The organism is Bradyrhizobium sp. SZCCHNR1017, assembly GCF_032381375.1.
Classification (GTDB): Bacteria; Pseudomonadota; Alphaproteobacteria; order Rhizobiales; family Xanthobacteraceae; genus Bradyrhizobium.
In genome coordinates this window covers 538,974-560,008 of the sequence record NZ_JAUHIR010000001.1, presented here as the reverse complement: position 1 = coordinate 560,008, position 21,035 = coordinate 538,974, and the positions used below count along the sequence as shown (strand labels likewise).

Below are 21,035 nucleotides of genomic sequence, written 5' to 3'. Positions count from 1 at the left end.
GAGAGAGCGCGGCCACGCCTTTGCCCACCCTACGAATCCAGCTCCAGTCGCATGCCGTCATACGCCGGTACCACGCCGGCCGGCAGGCTCTGGCGCAGCACCTCGTAGTCGAGATCGGCGGTCATGTTGGTGATGACGGCGCGCTTCGGCTTGAAGCGCTCGATCCAGGCGAGCGCGTCGTTGACCGAGAAATGGCTCGGATGCGAGGCAGGGCGCAGGCCGTCGACGATCCAGAGGTCGAGATCCTCCAGCGCGCCCCAGCTCTCCTCGGGGATGTCGTTGAGGTCCGGCGTGTAGGCGGCATCGCCGATGCGATAGCCGAGCGCGGGGATGTTGCCGTGCTGGACCAGGAACGCCGTCAGCTTCAGCTCGCCGCCCTTGCCTTCCACCGCCTGGGTCTCGCCGGCTTCGATCGCATGCTGGGTCAGGATCGGCGGATAGTCGCTTCCGGGTGGCGAGATGAAGCAATAGGAGAACCGGTGCATGATATCTTTCGCGGTCGACTGGTTCAGGTAGACCGGAATCCGCCGCCGCTGATGCATCACCACCGAGCGCAGATCGTCGATGCCATGAGTCTGGTCGGCATGCTCGTGCGTGAGAAACACCGCGTCGATGTGATCGACTTGCGTATCGATCAACTGCTCGCGCAGATCCGGCGAGGTGTCGATGACGACGCGCGTCACGCCATGTACTCCGCGGCGCTCAGCCAGAAGGGAGCAGCGCCTGCGGCGGTTCTTCGGGTTGTTGGGATCGCAGGCGCCCCACCCCAGCGCCGGGCGCGGCACGCCGGCCGAGGAGCCGCAGCCGAGAATGGTGAGCGTCAGCGTCATGCAGCCTCCTTTGGCCGCGGCACCTTCGAGAACAGCTTGAAGAAGGTCTCGGTGGTCTGGCGCGAGAACTCCTCGAACGAGACGCCGCGCGCTTCTGCCAGCACCTTCGCGGTCTCGACGACGTAGGCGGGCTCGTTGCGCTTGCCGCGAAACTTGCCGGGCGCCAGATACGGCGCGTCGGTCTCGACCATGATGCGGTCGGCGGGCACCTCGGCGGCGAGCGCGCGCAATGCCTCGGACTTCTTGAACGTCACGATGCCCGTGAACGAGATGTGCAGTCCGAGATCGATCGCCTTCATCGCCAGCTCACGCCCGCCGGTGTAGCAATGCAGCACGGCCTTGAAAGGTCCGCGCGCCATTTCCTCGTCGAGGATGCGGCCGCACTGCTCGTCGGCCTCCCGGGTGTGGATCACCAGCGGCAGGCCGGTGGCGCGCGCCGCCGCGATGTGCGCGCGAAAACCACGCTCCTGGGCGTCCTTAGAGCCGTGGTCGTAGAAATTGTCGAGTCCGGCCTCGCCGAGCGCGACCACCTTGGGATGGCGCGTCAGCGCGATCAGCTCCTCGGCCGGAATGCCGTCCTCCTCGTCCGCGTTGTGCGGATGGGTGCCAACCGAGCAGAAGACGTTGTCGAACCGCTCGGCGATGGCGAGCAGCTCAGGAAGCCGCCGCACCCGCGTCGAGATCGTCACCATGCGGCCAACGCCGGCGGCGGCGGCACGCGTGACGATGCCATCCAGATCGTCGGCGAAATCCGGAAAGTCCAGATGGCAATGGCTGTCGACCAGCATCACGCCGCCGTTGGCTCGATGTAGCGCGGGAACACCGCCTGGGGCGCCGGCAGCTGCGTCCCGGCCGCAATCCTGACCTCGCCGCCGAGCTGCGCGAAATTCCGTTCATCCTCAGGGATGCCGAGGCTGTCGAGCAGCTTTGCCGACGCTGCCGGCATCACCGGCTGGGTCAGGATCGCGACCTGACGGATCACCTCGGCGGTGACATAGAGCACCGTATGCTGGCGCGGCGGATCGGTCTTCGCCAGTGCCCAGGGCGCCTCACCCGCGAAATAGCGGTTGGCCTCGGCCACGACCGACCAGACCGCATTGAGCCATTGGTGGATCTGCTGCGTCGCCATGGCTTTCCGTGCGGCGCCGATCATCGCGTCGGCCTCCGCCAGGATTGCCTTGTCGTTGGCCGAGAACTCGCCGGGCTCCGGCAGCTGGCCTCCGAGCTGCTTTGCGATCATCGACAGCGAGCGCTGCGCGAGGTTGCCGAGGTCGTTGGCGAGATCGGCGTTGATGCGCGCGACGATCGCCTCGTGATTGTAGTTGCCGTCCTGGCCGAACGGCACCTCGCGCAGGAAGAAGTAGCGGAGCTGGTCGACGCCATACTGGTCGGCGAGGTTGAACGGGTCGACGACGTTGCCGACCGATTTCGACATCTTCTCGCCCCTGTTGAACAGGAAGCCGTGCGCATAGACCCGCTTCGGCACCGGCACGCCGGCCGACATCAGGAACGCCGGCCAGTACACCGCATGGAAGCGGATGATGTCCTTGCCGATGACGTGCACGTCGGCCGGCCAGTATTTCCAGTTCGCATCGCTCTCGTCGGGAAAGCCGACGCCGGTGATGTAGTTGGTCAGCGCGTCGACCCACACATACATCACGTGCTCGTCGTCATGCGGCACCCGGACGCCCCAATCGAACGTCGTGCGCGAGATCGACAGGTCCTTCAGCCCGCCCTTGACGAAGCTGATGATCTCGTTGCGCCGCGCGTCCGGCCCGATGAAATCGGGCTGGCTGTCATACAGCGCCAGCAGCTTCTCCTGATAGGCCGACAGGCGGAAGAAATAGCTCTTCTCCTCGACCCATTCGACCGGCGTGCCCTGCGGTCCGCGGCGGACGTTGTCCTCGCCGACGACGGTCTCATCCTCGGCGTAATAGGCCTCGTCGCGTACCGAGTACCAACCCGCATAGCTGTCGGCATAGATGTCGCCATTCTCGCGCATGCGGTTCCAGATCGCCTGGACGGAGCGATGATGCGCGGGCTCGGTGGTGCGGATGAAGCGGTCGAACGAGACGTTCAGCCGCTCGTCCATGTCGCGGAAGCGGCCGGCGTTGCGGGTCGCCAGCTCCGATGGCGTCAGCCCCTCGTTCTGCGCGGTCTGCACCATCTTCAGCCCGTGCTCGTCGGTGCCGGTCAGGAAGTACACGTCCTTGCCGTCGAGCCGCGCAAAGCGCGCGATGGCGTCGGTCGCGATCGCCTCATAGGCGTGGCCGATATGCGGGTTGCCGTTGGGATAGGCGATCGCTGTCGTGACGTAGAAGGTGTTCTTGTCGACGGGAGCTGCGGCGATCTGCGCTACGACCTCGTCGATCTCGACGACCACGGCCTCGACCTTCGGCTTGCGCGGTGCCTTCGGCTTCGCGGCGCGTGGCGGCTTCGGCGCTTCAACGATGGCCGGCGCGACCTTCTTCGGTGCAGCCGGCTGTTTCGGAGCGGCGGGCTTCTTCGCTGCCGAAGGCTTGTTCGTTGCTGCCGCGGGCTTGGCGGCCGTCTTCTTGACCGGCGGTGGTGCAGGCCTGGCCGCAGCCTTCTTCGCCGGCACCTTCACGGCCTTCTTGGCGGCGCTCTTGGTTGCTTTCGCTTTCGGCGCCTTGCTCTTGGCTTTCGCAGGCGCCGTCTTGGACGTGGCGGTCTTTTTCTTGGCGTCCTTGTCCTTCTTCGCTTTCGCCGCCTTCGCCTTGGCCGCGCTGGCCTTGCCCTTCGCGGGCGCCTTGGCGGCAGCCTTCTTCGCGGCGCTCTTGCCCGCGGGCTTGCCCTTCTTCACGGTGGTCTTGTTGGCCTTCGCCACGGCAAATTCCTCTTTGACGACGTCGGTCGACGGATTGATCCTGATGATCCCGGGATGATGGTCGGCGCGGTTACCGCGTGGCCTCGGCGAGCATCCCGAACACCGAGAAAACCAGCGGTTTTCGCTCCAGATTATAGGATTCGGTGTCGCGCGCGGCGCGGACGATCTTTTCCCATACCTCCGCCAGCCGTGCAAGGCGCGGCAGTTCCGCGTTGGGATCTGCGGCGCGCAGCCGCTCCGCCACCCAGCGCTCGATGCTGTCGAGGAAGCTCCCCAGCGCGACGCGGTCGCTGGTGCCGAGCGCATCGCCCAGGGCATGCAGCTCGCCCGGGTCGATCCGGGGCAGGCTCGCGAGCAGCGCGGCGGTCCGGGTCTGCAGCTGCAGCCCATCGCCGCCCATCAGCATCAGGGTCCGCGCGACGCTGCCCTCGGAGGCCCTGGCGGCCTCGCGCAGCGCCGGATCGGCTCCGTCCATTCCGGTGGCCTCGGCCGCGGCGCTGACGACGTCGTCGGTCGACAACGCCCGGAGCGCCAGCCGGCGGCAGCGCGATTTGATGGTGGCGAGCACCCGCGCCGGCGCGTGGCTGACCAGCAGGAACAGGGACTGCTGCGGCGGCTCCTCGAGGATCTTGAGCAGCGCGTTGGCGGCGTTCGGATTGAGCTCGTCGACGGTGTCGACGATGCACACCCGCCAGCCCTCGACCGCCGCCGTCGAGCCGAAGAACGAGATCGTCTCGCGGGTCTCGTCCACGGTGATGACGGTGCGCAGCACGCCCTTGTCGTTGGCCGAGCGCTCCAAGGTGAGCAGCCCGCCATGAGCCTCGGAGGCGATCAGGCGCGCGACGTGGTCCTCCGCATCGACGTACAACGAATCGGCAGCGCGCACCTCGGCGGTGGTGGGATCGCGGTGGGCCAGCACGAAGCGCGCCATGCGGTAGGCCAAGGTGGCCTTGCCGATGCCTTGTGGGCCGCCGATCAGCCAGGCATGCGCCATCCGTCCGCTGCGGTAGGCGGAAAGCAGCGCCGCCTCGGCGTCGCGATGCCCGAACAAGGCGGTGGTTTCGCGTGGATGGCGGACCGCGATCTCCGGCTCGACCTTGCGTGCGCTCATGACGCCGCCGCCACTTCCGTGAACAGGCGCTCGCGCACGGCGTCCCAAACGAGCTGCGAGACGGTCTCCGCGCTCGCCGTCGCGTCGATCAGCACGCAGCGCCGGGGATCCTCGGCGGCGATCTTGTGAAAGGCCTCGCGCAGCCCCTTGTGGAACTTGATGTCTTCGCCTTCGAACCGGTCCGGGGTTCCGGCGCCGCGCCGCGCCCCGGCACGCTGCAGACCGATCTCGACGGGAACATCGAGGATAAGGGTCAGATCCGGCTTGAGGTCGCCGATCGTCACCCGCTGCATCGCATTGAGCACGTCCGGCGCGACCTTGCCTTGGCTGCCCTGGTAGGCCCGGGTCGAATCGAAGAAGCGATCGCACAGCACCCAGCTGCCCTGGTTCAGGGCCGGCAGAATCACGTTGCGGACATGGTCGTCGCGAGCGGCGGCAAACAGCAGCGTCTCGGCCTCCGGGCCCAGCAGCCTGCCCATGCCCGACAGCACGAGGTGGCGCATGATCTCCGCGCCCGGTGAGCCCCCGGGCTCGCGGGTCAGGACCAGGCGCACCCCCTCTTTCTGCAGATGGTCCGCCAGCATCTTGATCTGCGTCGATTTTCCGGCGCCCTCGCCGCCTTCGAAGGTGACGAATCGGCCGCGGCCAGGACCACGTTTCAAAGCTGCTTCCGCCATGTCTCTAGAGCTTCTCGGCCCCGGCGCGGAACATCCCGATCACGAGCTCGCTGACCCCATCGATCGCACGCCGCATCGTGGACCCCTTGCCCACCGCCTCCGCAGCATAGACAGGGGCCTCCATGGCGATATTGGGGCCGCGCCACACCCTGACAACCCCGATCTTCTGCCGGGGCTCGACGGGAGCCCTGACCGGGCCACTATAGACGATGCGGGCGATCAGCTTGTCGCCGCCGTTCTTCTGCACCATGACCTTGACCGGCACCGGGCTCGACAGCTTGACCGAGCGGCTCTCGCCGCCGAACACCTTGGCATAGCCGATCGGCTGCTCCGCGGCGAACAGGGTGCGGGTCTCGAAATTGCGGAAGCCCCATTCCAGCATCTTCTTGGCCTCGGTGGCGCGGTCCTCGGAATCCTCCAGGCCATTGACGACCACGATCAGCCGCGTGCCGTTCTGCACGGCCGAGCCGACCATGCCGTAGCCGCCTTCCTTGGTGAAACCGGTCTTGAGGCCGTCGGCGCCTTCCATCGCGTTCAAGAGCGGGTTGCGGTTCTGCTGGCGGATCTTGTTCCAGGTGAACTCCTTATCGCCGAAGATCTTATAGAACTCCGGGAAATCCAGGATGATGTGCCGGGCGAGCATGGCGAGCTCGCGCACCGTCATCTTGTTGCCGGGATCGGGCAGCCCGTTGGAATTGGCGAAGGTCGATTTGGTGAGGCCGAGCTCGCGCGCCCGCTTGGTCATGTAGTCGGCGGCGAAGATCTTCTCGTTGCCGGCCATGCCCTCGGCAAGCGCGATGCAGGCGTCGTTGCCGCTCTGGATGATCGCGCCATGCAGGAGGTCGCTCACCGACACCTTGCTGTTGAGCGCGGCGAACATCGTCGAGGTGCCGGAGGGCGCCCCGCCCCGGCGCCAGGCATTCTCGCTGATGCGGTATTCGTCGTTGAGCTTGATCGTGCCCTCCTTGACGGCGTTGAACACCACCTCGGCGGTCATCAGCTTCATCATGCTGGAGGGCGCCCGCAGCTCGTCCGCGTTCTTCTCGAACAGCACACTGCCGCTGTTGGCCTCGATCAGGATCGCGGTCGGCGCATCGCCGTCGAAGCCGCCATCCTCCTTGCGCGCGCCCTGGACGCTCTGGTTGGCGGCGTACAGCGCGCCGCACCAGCCGACGGCAACCGCCACCGTCAAGGCGATGAGCGCACGCGTCGCCCGTCCGGACGTGAAACCGGAGCGGCGCAGCGGTAAGGTCATGAAATTCATCGGCTAAGCTCTGGAGCGCACTGGGATTCTAGCAGTTGCAGGGGACGCAAACAACTCGGCAATCCCGCGGATGCGTCCGCTGTCCCGTGGATTTGCACGGCCCGTCGCGCGGTGCGATAGGTCGAGCGCCGGCAATCAACACGGCCAACTCGAAAATCGAGCGATCGAGGGTGGAAACAGTGTCATCGACGCGGATCATCAAGGCCAACGGAATCAAGCTGTTCGTGCGCGAACAGGGCGGAGGCCCCCTCGTGGTGCTGTGCCACGGCTGGCCCGAACTGTCTTATTCGTGGCGGCACCAGATCCCGGCCCTCGCCGCCGCCGGCTATCGCGTCGTGGCGCCCGACATGCGCGGGTTCGGCCGCTCGCAGGCGCCTGAGGATATCGGCGCCTATACCATCTTCGACACGGTCGGCGACATGGTCGGACTGGTCGGGGCGCTCGGCGAGCGTCAGGCCGTCATCATCGGCCACGACTGGGGCGCGCCGGTGGCCTGGCATGCGGCGCTGTTCCGTCCGGACGTGTTCACGGCCGTCGCGGGCTTGAGCGTCCCTCCCCCGTTTCGCGGTCGCGCCCGGCCGCTCGACACGCTCAGTGCCGGCGGCATCGAGAACTTCTACTGGCAGTATTTTCAAACGCCCGGCGTGGCGGAGACGGAGCTCGAGCGTGACGTGGCGCTGACGATGCGCACGATGCTGGCGCGCGGATTCTCCGATCCGCAGTCGCTGTTCGTCGCACCGGACAAAGGCTTTCTCGGCGACGTCGCCCCCGATCTGCCTTTGCCTGCGTGGCTGAGCTAGGACGATCTGGCCGAGTTCGTCGCGGCTTACGGCGCCTCCGGCTTTCGCGGTGGCCTGAACTGGTACCGCAACATCGATCGCAACTGGGAGCTCACCGCGCCGTGGCAGGACGCGCAGATCCGCCAGCCGTCGCTGTTCATCGCCGGCAGCGCGGACGCCGTCGTCACCGGGCTGATCGGCGCCAAGCCAGGACATGGCGCGAGTTCTGCCGGATCTGCGGCGCAAGCTGATCATCGAGGGGGCCGGGCACTGGATCCAGCAGGAACGCTCTGCCGAGGTGAATGCGGCGCTGATCGCGTTCCTGCGCGAGGTGGCTCCTGCTCGCTAGCGCGCGAGCGGCAGCTCCATCATGCGATGCGACGCCATCGCCTCGTCCGCCACATCGCGGAACCCCAGCCGCACGTAGAACCGGATCGCGTCCTCATTCGTCGTCGCGACCGCGAGCGAGAGCACGTCGGCGCCCTGCTCCCGTGCCGCCGTTGCGACCGCCTGCATGATCTCGCGTCCGACACCGGCGTTGCGCGCGCCCGGCAGCAGCGCGAGATCGACCACGTGCCATCGCGACGCCGCGCGGTCGAGCAGCAGCCGCCCGACCGGCGCGGCATCGCGGAGAATGATCAGCGACTGCGCTGCCGGACATTGCGCCGCGTGGCCCGCGACCTGGGCGCGATATTGCTGCGCCAGCACGAGATCGAGCATCGCCGGCGGCAGACCGGCCGCGGCGAGCTGCGCACCTCTGACGGAGCCAAATAGGTCGCGCAGGAACGGCTCGTCGGCGGTCTCGGCGGGCCGCAGCCGCAAGCGAACATCCCGCGAGACGAGCTCGCTCCCGGTCGTCACTCCGAGCCTGCTCGGCTCAGGAGTTGTTGAACGACGGGAAGATACCCGCATAGCAGATGCACCAGATCAGTGCCTGGGTCGGCTGCATGTTGTCGTGCGGGATGCTCTGCCCGGTCAACGCCATGGCGTTCGGTGCGAGCGTGGTGGTGCTCGGCAGCGGCACGAAACCATTGAAGATGGGATCGATGGCGGCCATGGTCCCGGCCGTTCCCGGACCAGGCGCCGCATTTGCGGCCGTCTTGCTCCCCAACTGCAGACCGTGGGTGTGCGCCGCCATCTCACTAGTGATCAGGCCGACCGTGCTGCTCCCGATCGATTCGCCGATCACGCGTGGCTGAAGGCCCGGACCGTCGCCTTGACTGTTGGTGATGCAGCCGCTGAGGTTGGGGAGTTGAAAATTGCTGGTCCCATTGCCGCCGAAGGCGGTGCCGATCAACGCGAACAGGGGTGTGAATCGCTGGATCGGCACCAACTGGCCGAAGCATGGCAGCCAAGCCTGGTTGAAGCCCTGAGCAGCAAAGGTAAACGGGAAGGCCTGGATTTCGCCGATATACGGGTCCGACACGTGGTCTCTCCTCAAATCCAGTGAAGCGTGAAATCTGCCGACGCGCGTAGGACGAGGCGCGATCAGCCCGATGACGGAAAGATGCCGGCGAAGCAGATGCAGTAGTTGCCCACGACCGTTGGCATGATGTTGTTGTGCGGCAAACTGTTGCCTGCAAGCGCGACGCCGGCCGCCATCGTCTCATACGGCGCGGCGTCTGCTGCCGGCGCGTACAGATTTCCGGCCGACGCCGTCGCCAGGTGGACGGTCGCACCCGGCGTCTGCGTTTCCGCCGTGACGGTCGACGACATCAGCGCGTGGCTATGCGCGGGCATCTCGTTCTCGATGAGAACGTGTCCGTCCTCTCCGGCGATCTCGCCGAGCACATAGAGCGGCAGAGCCGGTCCCTGCCCCTGGCCAATCGGCACCCGGCCGCGCAGATCGGGCGCATTGAAGGTCTGCACGCCATCGCCGCCATAGGTAGTGCCGATGATGGCATAGAGCGTATCGTATTGTGCGATCGCCAGGCTTTGTCCATTGCAGGCCAGCCAGCCATCCGGCACCCGTGGAAACCCGAACAGCCGGATTTCGCCGATAAAGGGGTCTGACATCGCCGAAGTCCCTTTCAAGTATCGATTGCAAATCAATGTCGGGAACGTGTCGCCTCTCACGAAGCGCAGTTCGGAAAAGCTCAATCATGGAAGCGGTTTGCTGGAGCTGAACGCTTCGCGGTCGAAGTCTCAGTCGCGAGACGGAAAGACGCCGTTGAGCGCAATCATGTAGTTGATGACCAGGTACGGCTGCATGTTGTTATGAGCTTGATTGCCGCCTTCATTGAGGACATTCGTGCCCGGCGCCAGCGGCACCTCGCCGCTGCCTGCGGTCACGAAAATAGACTTTGGGCCGGACGGCGGAATCGTGTTGGTGCCGAACAGATTGTTGGTCGCCGAAGCGCCTCGTCCGGTTCCCTGCGCCGTCGATGCCAAAACGATGTGGTTATGGCTTGGAAGCTGCTGTGCGTTCAGGGTCACCGAAACCGTGCCGCTGGTCATGCCGGCAGGAAAGGTGCCGCTGCCGCCGGTGGATCCGAGAATCGCACGGCCGCGCAAGTCGGGCAGCGCGAACGTTCTGACGCCATCACCACCGTAGTAGGTCCCGAGCAATGAAAATAGCGCCTGATTGGTCTGGATTGCCAGCAGGGCGCCGTTGCACAGCGCCCACCCTCTCGGCACCGTCGTGCCGGCAAAGGGCATGATCTGACCCAAGATGGGCTCTAACGGCATGCTCCCCCCTCTTGCAGCAGGCGATGGATCGCCTTGTCATTGAAGCGCGGAATATCGACGCGCGATGGGTCAAAAACGCAGTGCGTCACGACGCATATGCTCGCAAAGATTGTTAGTGGGCGGAACCGGCGCAGTCAAGCCCGCACGCGCAGTCATAGATAGCAACAACTTCTGGCGGTGTCGCTCGGAACGAGCAGCGCTAAGTCAGCTGCCGCGCAAGATGTGCTGCCGCGGAAGGCGCGGCGGACTTAGGCGGTTCCACCACACACTGCCCTGTTGCCGAGCTGCAACTGACGGTCGAAAAGTGCTCGCAATGGCTGGGTTTTGCCGGGAACAATCGTCTGCCTGCTTGCTCGCCGCGCACCGTCACGGCCTAATGCACGTAAACGACCTAATACACACGATAACAGTCGAATTTTTAATCAAAGATTTTGCAGCGGCATCGTCCAGCTCGAGGACGGGCCGCGAGGGGGCGTCGTGAATCTCACTGCCGGGATCTGGATGGTGGTCCGTGCCATGGGGTACGCAATCGCCCACGCTTTCGGCTTCTCGCTCGACAGACCGCCGGCACGCCCGTCCTCCCATGCGACAGCCTCTGCTAGCAAAGCAGGCGCGCGGTGCTACGCCGTTGTCTCGGCAGTCGTGGGCCTCGTATCCTTTTCTGCAAGTGATGCCTGGGCCGCCAATTGCGGAGCTGTGTCAGCATTGACGGTTTCGACCAGCATTGCGCTGAACTCGCAGATCACGTTCAGCGTCAATGGCGCCACCGGTCCCGGCGCGACGCTCGTGCCGAAAACGGGCACACAATACAATCGAATCGCCAACAGCGGCCTGTACAATGCGTGCGGAACCGACACAAATACTGGTTTCCCGATTACGGGGGCCGGATCCGACACATCCGCATCGATCGCTGGTTCGAATGGGGGCGTCTACACGATCACGCCGATAGAGACGATTGATCCCAATAACGGCAATGCCTACTACGTAACTTATAATCTGACGATGACGACGGCGCCGCCGACGACCTCAGACACGATCGTGCTGAACTATTCGTCGACGACTGATGTTGGCACTGGCACGTTCGGCACCACCGATAGTGGCCTGACCATCTCGCTCACGAACGTCACGCCCAGCCTCTCCGTCACCGCATTGTCACCGAATTCCGGGCCGACCGCGGGCGGCAACTCGGTCGTCATCACCGGCACCGGATTCACGGGGACCACGGGCGCCGGCGGCGTGAAGTTCGGTTCGAACAATGCGACGAGCTACGTGGTCAACTCCAGCACCCAGATCACGGCGGTCGCGCCGGTCGGGTCGGCGGGCACCGTCAATGTGACGGTCACCAATGGCGCCCCCTCCCAGGCGGCGCCGGCGAATCAATACACCTATGTGGCCGCGCCCACGGTATCGTCGATCGCGCCGACATCAGGCCCCGGCTCCGGCGGTACATCTGTCGTCATCACCGGCACCGGCTTCACCGGCGCGACCGCGGTCAATTTCGGCGCCACGTCTGCGACCGGATTCACGGTCAACTCGGCCACCCAGATCACCGCGACGTCGCCGGCCGGGACCGGCACCGTCGATGTGACCGTCACTACTGTGGGCGGAACATCGGCAACGTCTGCCGCCGATCAGTTCACCTACATTCCCGCACCGACCGTGACCTCGATCTCGCCGACCTCGGGCCCCGGCGCCGGCGGCACCACGGTGACCATCACCGGCACAAACTTCAGCGGAGCCACCGCGGTCAATTTCGGCGCCACGCCGGCGACCGGCTTCACGGTCGACTCGGCGACCTCGATCACCGCGACTTCGCCAGCGGGAACGGGCACAGTCGACGTCCGCATCACGACCGCCGGTGGCACCTCGGCCACCTCGGCGGCCGACCAGTTCACCTACATCCCCGCACCGACCGTCACCTCGATCTCGCCGACCTCGGGGCCGGTGGCCGGCGGCACGACGGTCACCATCACCGGCACGAACTTCACCGGCGCCACCGCGGTCAATTTCGGCGCGACGCCTGCGACCGGCTTCACGGTCAATTCGGCCACCTCGATCACCGCGACATCGCCCGCTGGGACCGGTACGGTCGATGTCCGGGTGACGATTCCGATAGGCGGCACCTCGGCCACATCGGCGTCGGATCAATTCACCTATGTCGCGGTACCGACCGTGACCTCGATCTCGCCGACCGCAGGTCCGACAACCGGTGGCACGTCAGTCACGATCACCGGCACCGGCTTCAGCGGAGCGACGGCGGTCAATTTCGGCGCGACGCCGGCGACCGGCTTCACGGTCAACTCGGCAACCTCGATCACGGCAACGTCGCCGGCCGGGACCGGCACGGTCGACGTGACCGTCACAACCGCCGGCGGAACGTCGGCAACCAGTGCCGCTGACCAGTTCACCTATGTAGCCGCACCGACGGTGACCTCGATCTCGCCGACATCGGGCCCTGGTGCCGGCGGCACCGCGGTGACGATCACCGGCACCGGCCTCAGCGGCGCAACGGCAGTGAATTTCGGCGCCACGCCCGCGACCGGCTTCACAGTCAACTCGGCGACCTCGATCACCGCGACCTCGCCGGCCGGCACCGGCACTGTCGACGTGCGCGTCACGACCGCCGGCGGCACCTCGGCGACCTCTGCGGCCGACCAGTTCACCTACATCCCCGCACCGACCGTCACCTCGATCTCGCCGACGTCAGGTCCGGCGGCTGGCGGCACCACGGTGACCGTCACAGGCACGAACTTCACCGGCGCCACCGCGGTCAATTTCGGCGCGACGCCTGCGACCGGCTTCACGGTCAACTCGGCCACCTCGATCACCGCGACCTCGCCCGCTGGGACCGGCACGGTGGACGTCCGCGTCACCACCGCGGGCGGCACCTCGGCGACGTCGGCAGCGGATCAGTTCACCTTCATCGGCCCGCCGACCGTGACATCGATTTCGCCGACATCCGGGCCTGTCGCCGGCGGCACCTCCGTGACCATCACCGGCACCAGCTTCACCGGGGCGACCGCGGTCAATTTCGGCGCCACGCCAGCGACCGGCTTCACGGTCAATTCCGCCACCTCGATCACGGCGACCTCTCCGGCGGGGACCGGCACCGTCGACGTCCGCGTGACCACCCCGAGCGGCACCTCGGCGACGTCGGCGGCCGACCAGTTTACCTACTCGCCGGTACCGACCGTGACGTCTATCGCGCCGACTGCCGGGCCGTTGGCGGGGGGCACTTCCGTGACCCTCACCGGCACCGGCTTCACGGGAGCCACGGCGGTTAATTTCGGTGCGACGCCGGCGACCGGCTTCACGGTCAACTCGGCCACCTCGATCACCGCGACCGCGCCCGCCGGCACCGGCACGGTCGATGTGAGGGTGACCACCGCGGGCGGCACTTCGGCCACCTCTGCGGCCGATCAATTCACCTATACGACAGCTCCGACCGTCACCTCGGTCGCACCAACCTCCGGACCTGGGATCGGCGGCACCTCGGTCACCATCACCGGCACCGGCTTCACCGGGGCGACCGCGGTGAATTTCGGCGCCATCGCCGCGACCGGCTTCACGGTCAACTCGGCCACATCGATCACCGCGACATCGCCAGCGGGGACCGGCACCGTCGACATCAGGGTCACCACCGCCGGCGGCACCTCGGCGGCCTCGGCGGCTGACCAGTTCACCTATATCGGCGCGCCCACCGTGACATCGATCTCGCCGACGTCAGGCCCCGCAGCCGGCGGCACCACGGTCACCATCACCGGCACCGGCTTCGCCGGCACCACCGGCGCGGGAGGCGTGAAGTTCGGCGCCGTCAATGCGGCGAGCTACACCGTCAATTCCGCGACCTCGATGACGGCCACCTCGCCCCCCGGCACCGGGGCGGTCGATGTGACCGTGACCAACAACGGGCAGGCGTCCGCGACCTCAGTCGCGGACCGGTTCACCTATTTGTCGGCGACGACGCAGACAACCCTGAGCTCGTCGCAGAACCCGAGCCAGGGCGGTCAACCCGTGACGTTCACGGCAACGGTCACAGGGTCTGGTGGAACGCCGGCGGGCACGGTCACGTTCAGCGACAACGGCACGCCGATCGGGACCGCGACGCTGAGCGGCGGCGTTGCGGCCTTCACCACATCCGCGCTTGCGGTGGGCAGCCACACCATCATCGCAAGCTATACCGGCAGCCCAACCTTTGCGGCGAGCACCTCGCCCGGCCTTGCGCAGACCGTGAACGTTCCGCTCGACAGCGTCAGGCTTCGCGCGTTGCAGCTCAACGTCACCAAGATGGTGGCTCAGAACTCAGGCCAGGCCATTTCCGGGGCGATCGACGATGCCATCGCTGATGGCTTCAATGATGGCGGCGCGTTCGTGACGCCCAGCAACGGCCGCATGCGCTTCAACTTCTCGGCTGACCCGCGGGACCAGGACGACGCCGCGGCGGCCCCGAGCTCTGCCAATCCGGGCAGCGATGCCTTTACAGACCGTGGCGGAAACCCCGGCCCGGATGGCAGATCCGCCCGTGGCCGGTCGCGCATCGACAATGCGTTCGCAGCGATCGACCAGCAGACACCGAAGAAGGCGTTGCGAAAATGGCACGAGGACAAGCAATGGCTGCTCTGGGCCGATGTGCGTGGCACGAACATCGACCGTTGGAGCACGACGAGCACGTTCGGCGTCACTCAGGCAAGCCAAACCTCGCTCTACGGCCAGCAGATCAACGCGCTGATGGGGTTGACCTACAAGGCGACGCCAAATGTCCTGATCGGCGTGCTCGGCGGCTATGAGACCTTCAGCTATACCGAGCAGGATATCAACGGGAAGCTCAAGGGAGACGGCTGGACGGTTGGCGCCTATCTCGGCTGGAAGATCTTGCCGACACTCCGCTACGATGCGACGGTCGCTTATTCCGGCATCGGCTATAACGGCACGGCCGGGACGGCGCAGGGCAATTTCAACGGCGAGCGCTGGATGGCGTCGACGGGACTGACGGGCATGTACAAGGCCTACGGCTTCCTGCTCGAGCCCTCGGCCAAGGTCTACGCGCTGTGGGAGCACCAGAATGCGTATACCGATTCGCTCGGTACCCGGCAGGGCACCAATGACTTCGCCAGCGGCCGCGCCTCCGGTGGCCTGAGAGCCGCCTACCCGGTGGCCTGGTTCGACAGCGGCATCGTGCTGACGCCCTTTGTCGGCATGTATGGCGACTATTACTTCAACAAGCAGGATGCCAACACGCTCGCCGACGGCGGCACCGGTCTGGCATCGACCCCGCTGCTGCAGGGCTGGTCGGCCCGCGCCACGGGCGGTCTCGGCATCAGGACTCAGGGCGGCGCCAGTCTCGGGCTCGGCGCCGAGTTGGGCGGCATCGGCGGCAGCACCCGCGTCTGGACCTACTCGGCGAGAGCGCGCGTGCCGTTCTCGGCCCAATAGAGCTGTGTTGATCGCCGGAATCAAAACCGCCCCGGCATGGGGGCGGTTCACGTGAACAAGCCGTGCTTGGCGGAGTTCAGTACAGGCCGCGGCCGCTCATGATGTCGCGCGCCTCGTTGGCGCCGTCGTTCGGCTCTGCCCTGCCTTGCGAGACGTAGCGGCCGTCCTGGTCATAGGACACGGCGCGCGGGTTCTCGAGGTTGCGGCCCCGTGTCCTGCTCGACGCCGACATTTCCGAGGTCGCCGCCATCGAAGCCATGTCGGCCGAACCGTTGCCGAGCGTGTAGGGACGCCCCTCGGGCAGCGGGACCTCGCCGCGAATCGGGCGGCCTGAGCCGATCTCGGGAACGAACGGCCGGGCGGAGGCGACGCGGACGAGAGAAGGCGCCGGCGCCGGGATGCCGGTGCGCAGGGTTGCCATCAGTTGGGTATCGTCGGACCCTTCGAGAGGGGCGCGGCCGACATATTCGACGCGGACGCGGGCGACGCCGTTGCCCTTGAACTCGAGCAGATCGGCCGCCTTGTTGGAGACGTCGATCAGCCGGTTGCCGTGGTACGGGCCGCGATCATTGATGCGGACGATGAGCGATTTGCCGTTGGCGAGATTGGTGACGCGGGCGTAGCTCGGCAGCGGCAGCGTCGGATGGGCGGCCGTCAGCGACGTCATGTCGAAGACCTCGCCATTGGCTGTCAGCCGGCCGTGAAAATCATCGCCATACCAGGAGGCCATGCCCTCGGCGCGATAGTTGGTGTCCTCCTCGGGAACATAGGTCTTGCCGGCGACGGTATAGGGCTTGCCGATGCGGTAGACGCCACCGCCCTTCGGCACCGGCTCGCCGAATCCGACGACGCGCGGGCTCGACGACACGCCGTATTTCGGATCGACCTTGCTGGCGAACTTGTTGGACGAGGCGCAGTTCGCGACCATCAGGCAGGCGAGGACGGCGACGGCACTGCGCACCGCTCTCTCGACCGGATCTGTTTGACCAATCCCCATCGACCCCAATTACCAATGTGCCGGTCGCAGCCGAGCCATCCCGTCAGGCCCGCGCGTCCCGGCTTGTCCCCGAGTCGCATCCCCGCAACTCAATGCACAAGGATAACGCAACCCGAAGACGGCGGAAATGGGGTGGGCCCCGCCGTGGTTAACCGGAGCTTTCCTGCGGTTGTGACGTGGACGGTGGCCGCCCAGGCGTGCACCTCCGCTGTGCCTCCGTGTTGCGAGTGCACCTTTTTGGACACATATGTTGCGTGAAATCCTCACCTACGAGTGTTCTCATTTCCCGGGACCTGAATCATTTTGACTGTGCAGGGCTGCACGTCGTTTGCTTCACGTGGGGCGCAACAGGGTGTGTTCGCTATGATCGAAGCAATGACGGCAGTGATGGGCTTGGTTGGCGCCGGGATCTTCCTTGCTCATGCGTTTGAAGGCGTCCGCTCGCGGGCCTGAGTCCGGACGGATCGGACAGCCGACGCCATGGTCGGCTCTCGTCCGCGTCGATGTTTGCGTCCGCTTCAATAACGACACTTCAGGAGCATCCCTGAAGCTGGCAGTTTCGACCAGCAGATCATCCAGACCGCTCATCGCCCGGCCCTCGGTTTTCTCCGGCCGGTGCGAGATCGGACCGGTAGCGCAGCCGCAGCAGGTGGCCCATGCGACACCAAGATTTACGACATCAAGCGTTGCGACACCAAGACTTGCTCTCGGGGAGCTTTCTCGCCCTGGCAGCGCTGAGCACGGCAATCTTGTGCTCCGGCCTGATGGCTTTTGCGCTCAGGTGAGCGCGGGCTTTGAGCTGAGGCCGTCCGGGCAGGCGTGAATGCGCCGTTGACGAGCCGCAAGCCCGCACCCTAAACAAGGATCGCGTCGATACCGCGCCGCCGTGGCGTGGACGTCACCGACGTCCCGGACACGACGCCGGATGGAAGGGTGGCCGAGTGGTTTAAGGCACCGGTCTTGAAAACCGGCGTGCCCGCAAGGGTACCGTGGGTTCGAATCCCACCCCTTCCGCCAAGACATCAATAAAATCAATAATTTGCAGAGCGCTTAGGCTTCCAGCGCGCAATCCAAGGCACAATGCGCTCAGGATTGCTTTCGGCCTTGTCCTGCTGACTGCCCTGCTCTGGCTGTCCTTGTGCTTGGCGGTCCTGTCGAGGGCAAAGGCTCGCGCTCGGCCATTCCTTGAAGCTGTCCGGATGCCAAGCGCGATGCTTTGACCGGGTGCGTTGTTGCCGATTGCATAAGGGGATGCACTCGCCCCCGCGGCCCAACCATGGGCTTCGAGAGGAGGTGAGTTGGCATGACACAATGCGAAGCTTGCGCGGGCAAAGGCTATCACGTGGAAATGCGGCCGGTTCGATGGGGCAAGAAAAACGAGCCCTATCGTGAGTGTCCAAAGTGCGAAGGGACTGGAAAAACCAAACCAGAGGCGTTCGACTAGGGCGTAGTCCGGGCCAAACACTAAACCCGCCGGTGCGGAGCCGGCGGGTCGTTCTCAGATCAGCTTTGCGACGATCTCGTCCTCTTCCACGTCCCCGAACTTGTTGCTGATCGCAGTGCGTGCGATGGACCGGCTGGCTGCGCAACGCTGGCGAGGCGCCCGCCGCCTCCCCGTGCTCAGAGCCGGGCGCCTGGCCAACGACCAGGGTGCGCTCCAGGGCTTGCCTGCGGCGCGCGGTGGCCGTTCACAGCGCCGGCGGTCTCGGGCGTCACGCCGACCCGCTCCATCAGTTCGCGAACGTCGCGGATGCGGCTGTCGAGAAGGCCGTGCATCTCAGTCAGCGTCCAGCGCAGCTCATCCACCGCGCCCGGCGCCGCGTCGGGAAAATGCGAGAGATGATAGATCATCTCGTTGAGCACCTGCCGCAGCCCGTACAGGTCGTCATGGGCGAGCTTCTGGACGTCGAGCTGGCCGAGGAGCCGCTGCACGAAGCTGCGGCGATCGGGCGGTACATGGCGCAGATCGACGAACCGGTTGACGTGGAAGGCGCGCGGCGCCTCGGCACTGCCGGCCGCTTGGGCCAGCGCGAGGCGCACGCTGTCCGCGTTGAGGTCCTCGGTATCGACGGAGAGCGTGTTCGGGAACAGGCTCTTGTAGCGTTCGATCAAGGCGTGGGTCTTGTCGTAGTACCAGCCGAACTTCTCGGCCAGCGACAGATCCATCCATTGCTGCTTCGACATCTCTCCGAAGTGGAAAGCGGTCGGACGCTTGCGCTGCGCGGCCGGCGAGTCGGCGTAGTAGAGGTGGTTCTGCGGCGACAGCTCGGCATTCTCCACCAGACTTGCGATGCATGCCGCGCGGTCACGCCGGCGCAGATGCACCAGCGTGACCTGATCGCCGAGGAGCTCGGCGATGATCGGCAGCACGGCCGCGTAGCCGTTGCCGACGACGCAAGCATGGGGGCAATCGAGGATCGTCTGACGAATCTGATCCGCGAAGCTGGGATCGTTGGTTTCCTTGAGCTGGCAGAACAGCTCATTGAGCTCGCTCGACGCCCATTCGTGCACGGCCCTGTCGCCGTTGCCCTGGTTGTCGAACACCTCCTGCATCATCCGCGTCAGCGACGTCGTGCCGTCCCGGCCGGTGCCGACGCACAGCACCCGCAGCGTGGAAGGCGGAGAATTCCTCAGGGCCGCGTCGCGGCCATTGCCGGAGGGGCGCGTCGCTCCATTGTCCGAGACCACGGCCAGGCGCTTACGCGCCAGCCGGCGAAGCTCCGCGGACGCCGCCTCCCACTCCAGCCTATAGCCGTCGCGCTCGTCGCGCAGGCGGCCCATGATCACGCCCCTTTCTTCCGTGATGCGCCTGTACCGCTCGGACTCGTCCTTCGCGGCGATCAACTCCGCTTGCAGCGCATCGACGAAGCGTTTCACATCCGCATCGAGGCGGCTTTCGGTGCTGGCGGTGTCAATCCCCAACCGGTTCTCGATCCACCGGCGCAGTCGCACTCTCGACAACAATAATCCTCCAAGAAATCGAGCCGAACGGCCTGCTGATCGTTAGCCGCCCGATCGCTGCTGCGATTCAGCACGCCTGCGAAGACCGCCCTGCCGGCTCCGGCTCTCCATGTAATACAATTGCAATGTACATCAAACTGCATCGCAATTCGGTTGCAGAGGCAGCGATGTTGGCCGGCACGTTGCGCGAGCCGCGCCCGCTCGTGCCCGAAAAATGTGCATGCCGCGCGACCAATGGCCATTTGAGGGTATTAATACACCGCGATGCGGCGCGAGTGCGGTGGTCATGCGTCACGGCACGCCGCTGCTGCCAACGGGCACGGCCGCGACGACGCCAACTCCGTTGAGCTAGTCCAGCCCGCGCTCGCGACTCAGGCGCACCATCTCGTCGATGAAGATCTGCTTCTGCTTGTCGTCGAGGCTGGTGAACAGCGGTTCCGATGTGTCGGCCACCGCGCGCTGGTCGGCGGCGCGATCGACCAGGAACTGAGCCTCGTTGCGCATCTGCTCGACGATGTCGTCCGGCGGATCGCGCTTCGACCGCGCGATGCGCAGCTCGAGTCGATCCGCGCCGTTGCGGCCGAGCGCGTGCATCGCGTTGGCGAACGGACCCCAGTTCTTCGCCTGCTCTTCCGTCAGGTTCAGCCCGGTCTTCAGGCGCTCGATATTGCTATCGCTGTTGGCGACGATCTGGTCGGCCGTGAGTTGCGGGGCGCCCGGCTGCGTCAGCATCGGCGTCGCCTTGGCGACCTTGCTCGTCTTCGTCGCCTTGGAAGGCTTCGCCTTCCTGCCCTCGGCCGGCGGCGCCTCGGGCTGCGCACTCTGCTGGCCGCTGTTGCCGGTGAACGCCCCGGTCACGCCGGTGACCACGCCGACGACACCGCCGATCGCGCCGCCGAGCACACCGCCGACCGGGCCCGCCGCCCTGTTGCCTTCGCGCGCACCCTGCTCGACGCCCTTGAACAGGCCCTGCGCGGCAGGCTGACGCGGCAGGCCCACAAGGCCAATGAGGCCTATTGACACTCCTATTGCGATGCACCGGAAAGACCGGCGCCAGATGCCGGGGCTCATCATCATCAGTTCAGGCTCCGTGCGCAGTCGCTGGTCGTGACGACCATGATTCCAACGAATTCTACCGTTGCCGCAACGCGCAAGTCCATCTGCCGCACGCGGCGCGATGCATCGGACGTGCCCAGCTGCACTGGTTCCTCTCGGCTTCCTGCTCGGCCGAGACGCGCTTTGCACTGCAACGCTCAGCACTGCGATGCAATCAGTTGCGGAACCTGCGACGAAATGTGCACGCCATTAGTTCTAGGATTCGCCTCACCGGCTTTCTCGACAGCCGCTCGCAATTCTGCTCTGATTGCATCCAAGCGAAATCCATGCGCGCATGACGCGACGCAACAACTAACAAATCGGATTCGCATCGACAGAATGCTTGGCTCAC

15 protein-coding genes, 1 tRNA gene and 2 pseudogenes are annotated in these 21,035 nt (G+C 65.8%); 4 read left to right on the top strand and 14 right to left on the bottom strand.

Annotated elements, in window-relative coordinates; all coding sequences use genetic code 11:
* Positions 1-29: 29 nt before the first annotated feature.
* The 6 genes from QW863_RS02720 to QW863_RS02695 all read right to left on the bottom strand — a co-directional run bounded on the left by QW863_RS02720 (position 30) and on the right by QW863_RS02695 (position 6,730).
* Entirely contained in the window at positions 30-830 is an 801-nt protein-coding gene (locus QW863_RS02720; protein ID WP_315711938.1) for an MBL fold metallo-hydrolase, read from the bottom strand.
* A complete protein-coding gene (locus QW863_RS02715) occupies positions 827-1,618 on the bottom strand; it encodes a TatD family hydrolase (RefSeq protein ID WP_315711940.1) in 792 nt (263 codons plus the stop codon). The genes QW863_RS02720 and QW863_RS02715 overlap by 4 nt, the downstream gene beginning before the upstream one ends.
* Complete coding sequence (metG, locus tag QW863_RS02710) at positions 1,618-3,678, bottom strand: methionine--tRNA ligase (RefSeq protein ID WP_315711941.1); 2,061 nt, start codon at positions 3,676-3,678, stop codon at positions 1,618-1,620. The genes QW863_RS02715 and metG overlap by 1 nt, the downstream gene beginning before the upstream one ends.
* A gap of 70 nt (positions 3,679-3,748) precedes the next feature.
* Entirely contained in the window at positions 3,749-4,789 is a 1,041-nt protein-coding gene (locus tag QW863_RS02705) for a DNA polymerase III subunit delta' (RefSeq protein WP_315711942.1), read from the bottom strand.
* Positions 4,786-5,466: a dTMP kinase gene (tmk, locus tag QW863_RS02700; protein WP_315711943.1), complete on the bottom strand. Its 681-nt coding sequence runs from the start codon at positions 5,464-5,466 to the stop codon at positions 4,786-4,788. The genes QW863_RS02705 and tmk overlap by 4 nt, the downstream gene beginning before the upstream one ends.
* A 4-nt stretch (positions 5,467-5,470) precedes the next feature.
* Complete coding sequence (locus QW863_RS02695; protein ID WP_315711944.1) at positions 5,471-6,730, bottom strand: D-alanyl-D-alanine carboxypeptidase family protein; 1,260 nt, start codon at positions 6,728-6,730, stop codon at positions 5,471-5,473.
* Positions 6,731-6,909: 179 nt separating this feature from the next.
* Between QW863_RS02695 and QW863_RS02690 the strand changes: the two are divergent.
* A pseudogene (locus QW863_RS02690) lies at positions 6,910-7,858 on the top strand (alpha/beta fold hydrolase).
* Here QW863_RS02690 and QW863_RS02685 read toward each other — a convergent pair.
* From QW863_RS02685 to QW863_RS02670, 4 genes are all read right to left on the bottom strand, one after another.
* Positions 7,855-8,331 carry a GNAT family N-acetyltransferase gene (locus QW863_RS02685; RefSeq protein WP_315711946.1) on the bottom strand — a complete coding sequence of 159 codons (477 nt, stop codon included), beginning with the start codon at positions 8,329-8,331 and terminating at the stop codon, positions 7,855-7,857. The pseudogene QW863_RS02690 and the gene QW863_RS02685 overlap by 4 nt on opposite strands.
* A 55-nt stretch (positions 8,332-8,386) precedes the next feature.
* Complete coding sequence (locus QW863_RS02680) at positions 8,387-8,935, bottom strand: phage tail protein (protein WP_315711947.1); 549 nt, start codon at positions 8,933-8,935, stop codon at positions 8,387-8,389.
* A 62-nt stretch (positions 8,936-8,997) separates the two neighbouring features.
* A complete protein-coding gene (locus QW863_RS02675; RefSeq protein WP_315711949.1) occupies positions 8,998-9,525 on the bottom strand; it encodes a phage tail protein in 528 nt (175 codons plus the stop codon).
* A gap of 129 nt (positions 9,526-9,654) precedes the next feature.
* Positions 9,655-10,197 carry a phage tail protein gene (locus QW863_RS02670; RefSeq protein ID WP_315711950.1) on the bottom strand — a complete coding sequence of 181 codons (543 nt, stop codon included), beginning with the start codon at positions 10,195-10,197 and terminating at the stop codon, positions 9,655-9,657.
* A 1,002-nt stretch (positions 10,198-11,199) separates the two neighbouring features.
* Here QW863_RS02670 and QW863_RS02665 point away from each other — a divergent pair.
* Both QW863_RS02665 and QW863_RS35985 read left to right on the top strand, forming a co-directional pair.
* On the top strand, positions 11,200-15,630 hold the full coding sequence (locus tag QW863_RS02665; protein ID WP_315711951.1) for an IPT/TIG domain-containing protein: 4,431 nt from the start codon (positions 11,200-11,202) through the stop codon (positions 15,628-15,630).
* Positions 15,631-15,830: 200 nt separating this feature from the next.
* Complete coding sequence (locus tag QW863_RS35985; RefSeq protein WP_409977884.1) at positions 15,831-15,917, top strand: LEPR-XLL domain-containing protein; 87 nt, start codon at positions 15,831-15,833, stop codon at positions 15,915-15,917.
* A gap of 149 nt (positions 15,918-16,066) precedes the next feature.
* Here the strand turns inward: QW863_RS35985 and QW863_RS35980 are convergent.
* Together QW863_RS35980 and QW863_RS02655 are read right to left on the bottom strand one after the other, a co-directional pair.
* Positions 16,067-16,360, bottom strand: a pseudogene (locus tag QW863_RS35980) (septal ring lytic transglycosylase RlpA family protein); the annotation flags it as partial.
* 600 nt (positions 16,361-16,960) lie between these two features.
* Positions 16,961-17,215 carry a hypothetical protein gene (locus QW863_RS02655; protein ID WP_315711953.1) on the bottom strand — a complete coding sequence of 85 codons (255 nt, stop codon included), beginning with the start codon at positions 17,213-17,215 and terminating at the stop codon, positions 16,961-16,963.
* Positions 17,216-17,554: 339 nt separating this feature from the next.
* Here QW863_RS02655 and QW863_RS02650 point away from each other — a divergent pair.
* Positions 17,555-17,644, top strand: a tRNA-Ser gene (locus QW863_RS02650).
* Positions 17,645-18,247: 603 nt separating this feature from the next.
* Here the strand turns inward: QW863_RS02650 and QW863_RS02645 are convergent.
* Together QW863_RS02645 and QW863_RS02640 are read right to left on the bottom strand one after the other, a co-directional pair.
* Complete coding sequence (locus QW863_RS02645; RefSeq protein ID WP_315711954.1) at positions 18,248-19,579, bottom strand: hypothetical protein; 1,332 nt, start codon at positions 19,577-19,579, stop codon at positions 18,248-18,250.
* Between the two features lie 357 nt (positions 19,580-19,936).
* Entirely contained in the window at positions 19,937-20,581 is a 645-nt protein-coding gene (locus tag QW863_RS02640) for a Spy/CpxP family protein refolding chaperone (RefSeq protein WP_315712622.1), read from the bottom strand.
* Positions 20,582-21,035 lie beyond the last annotated feature (454 nt).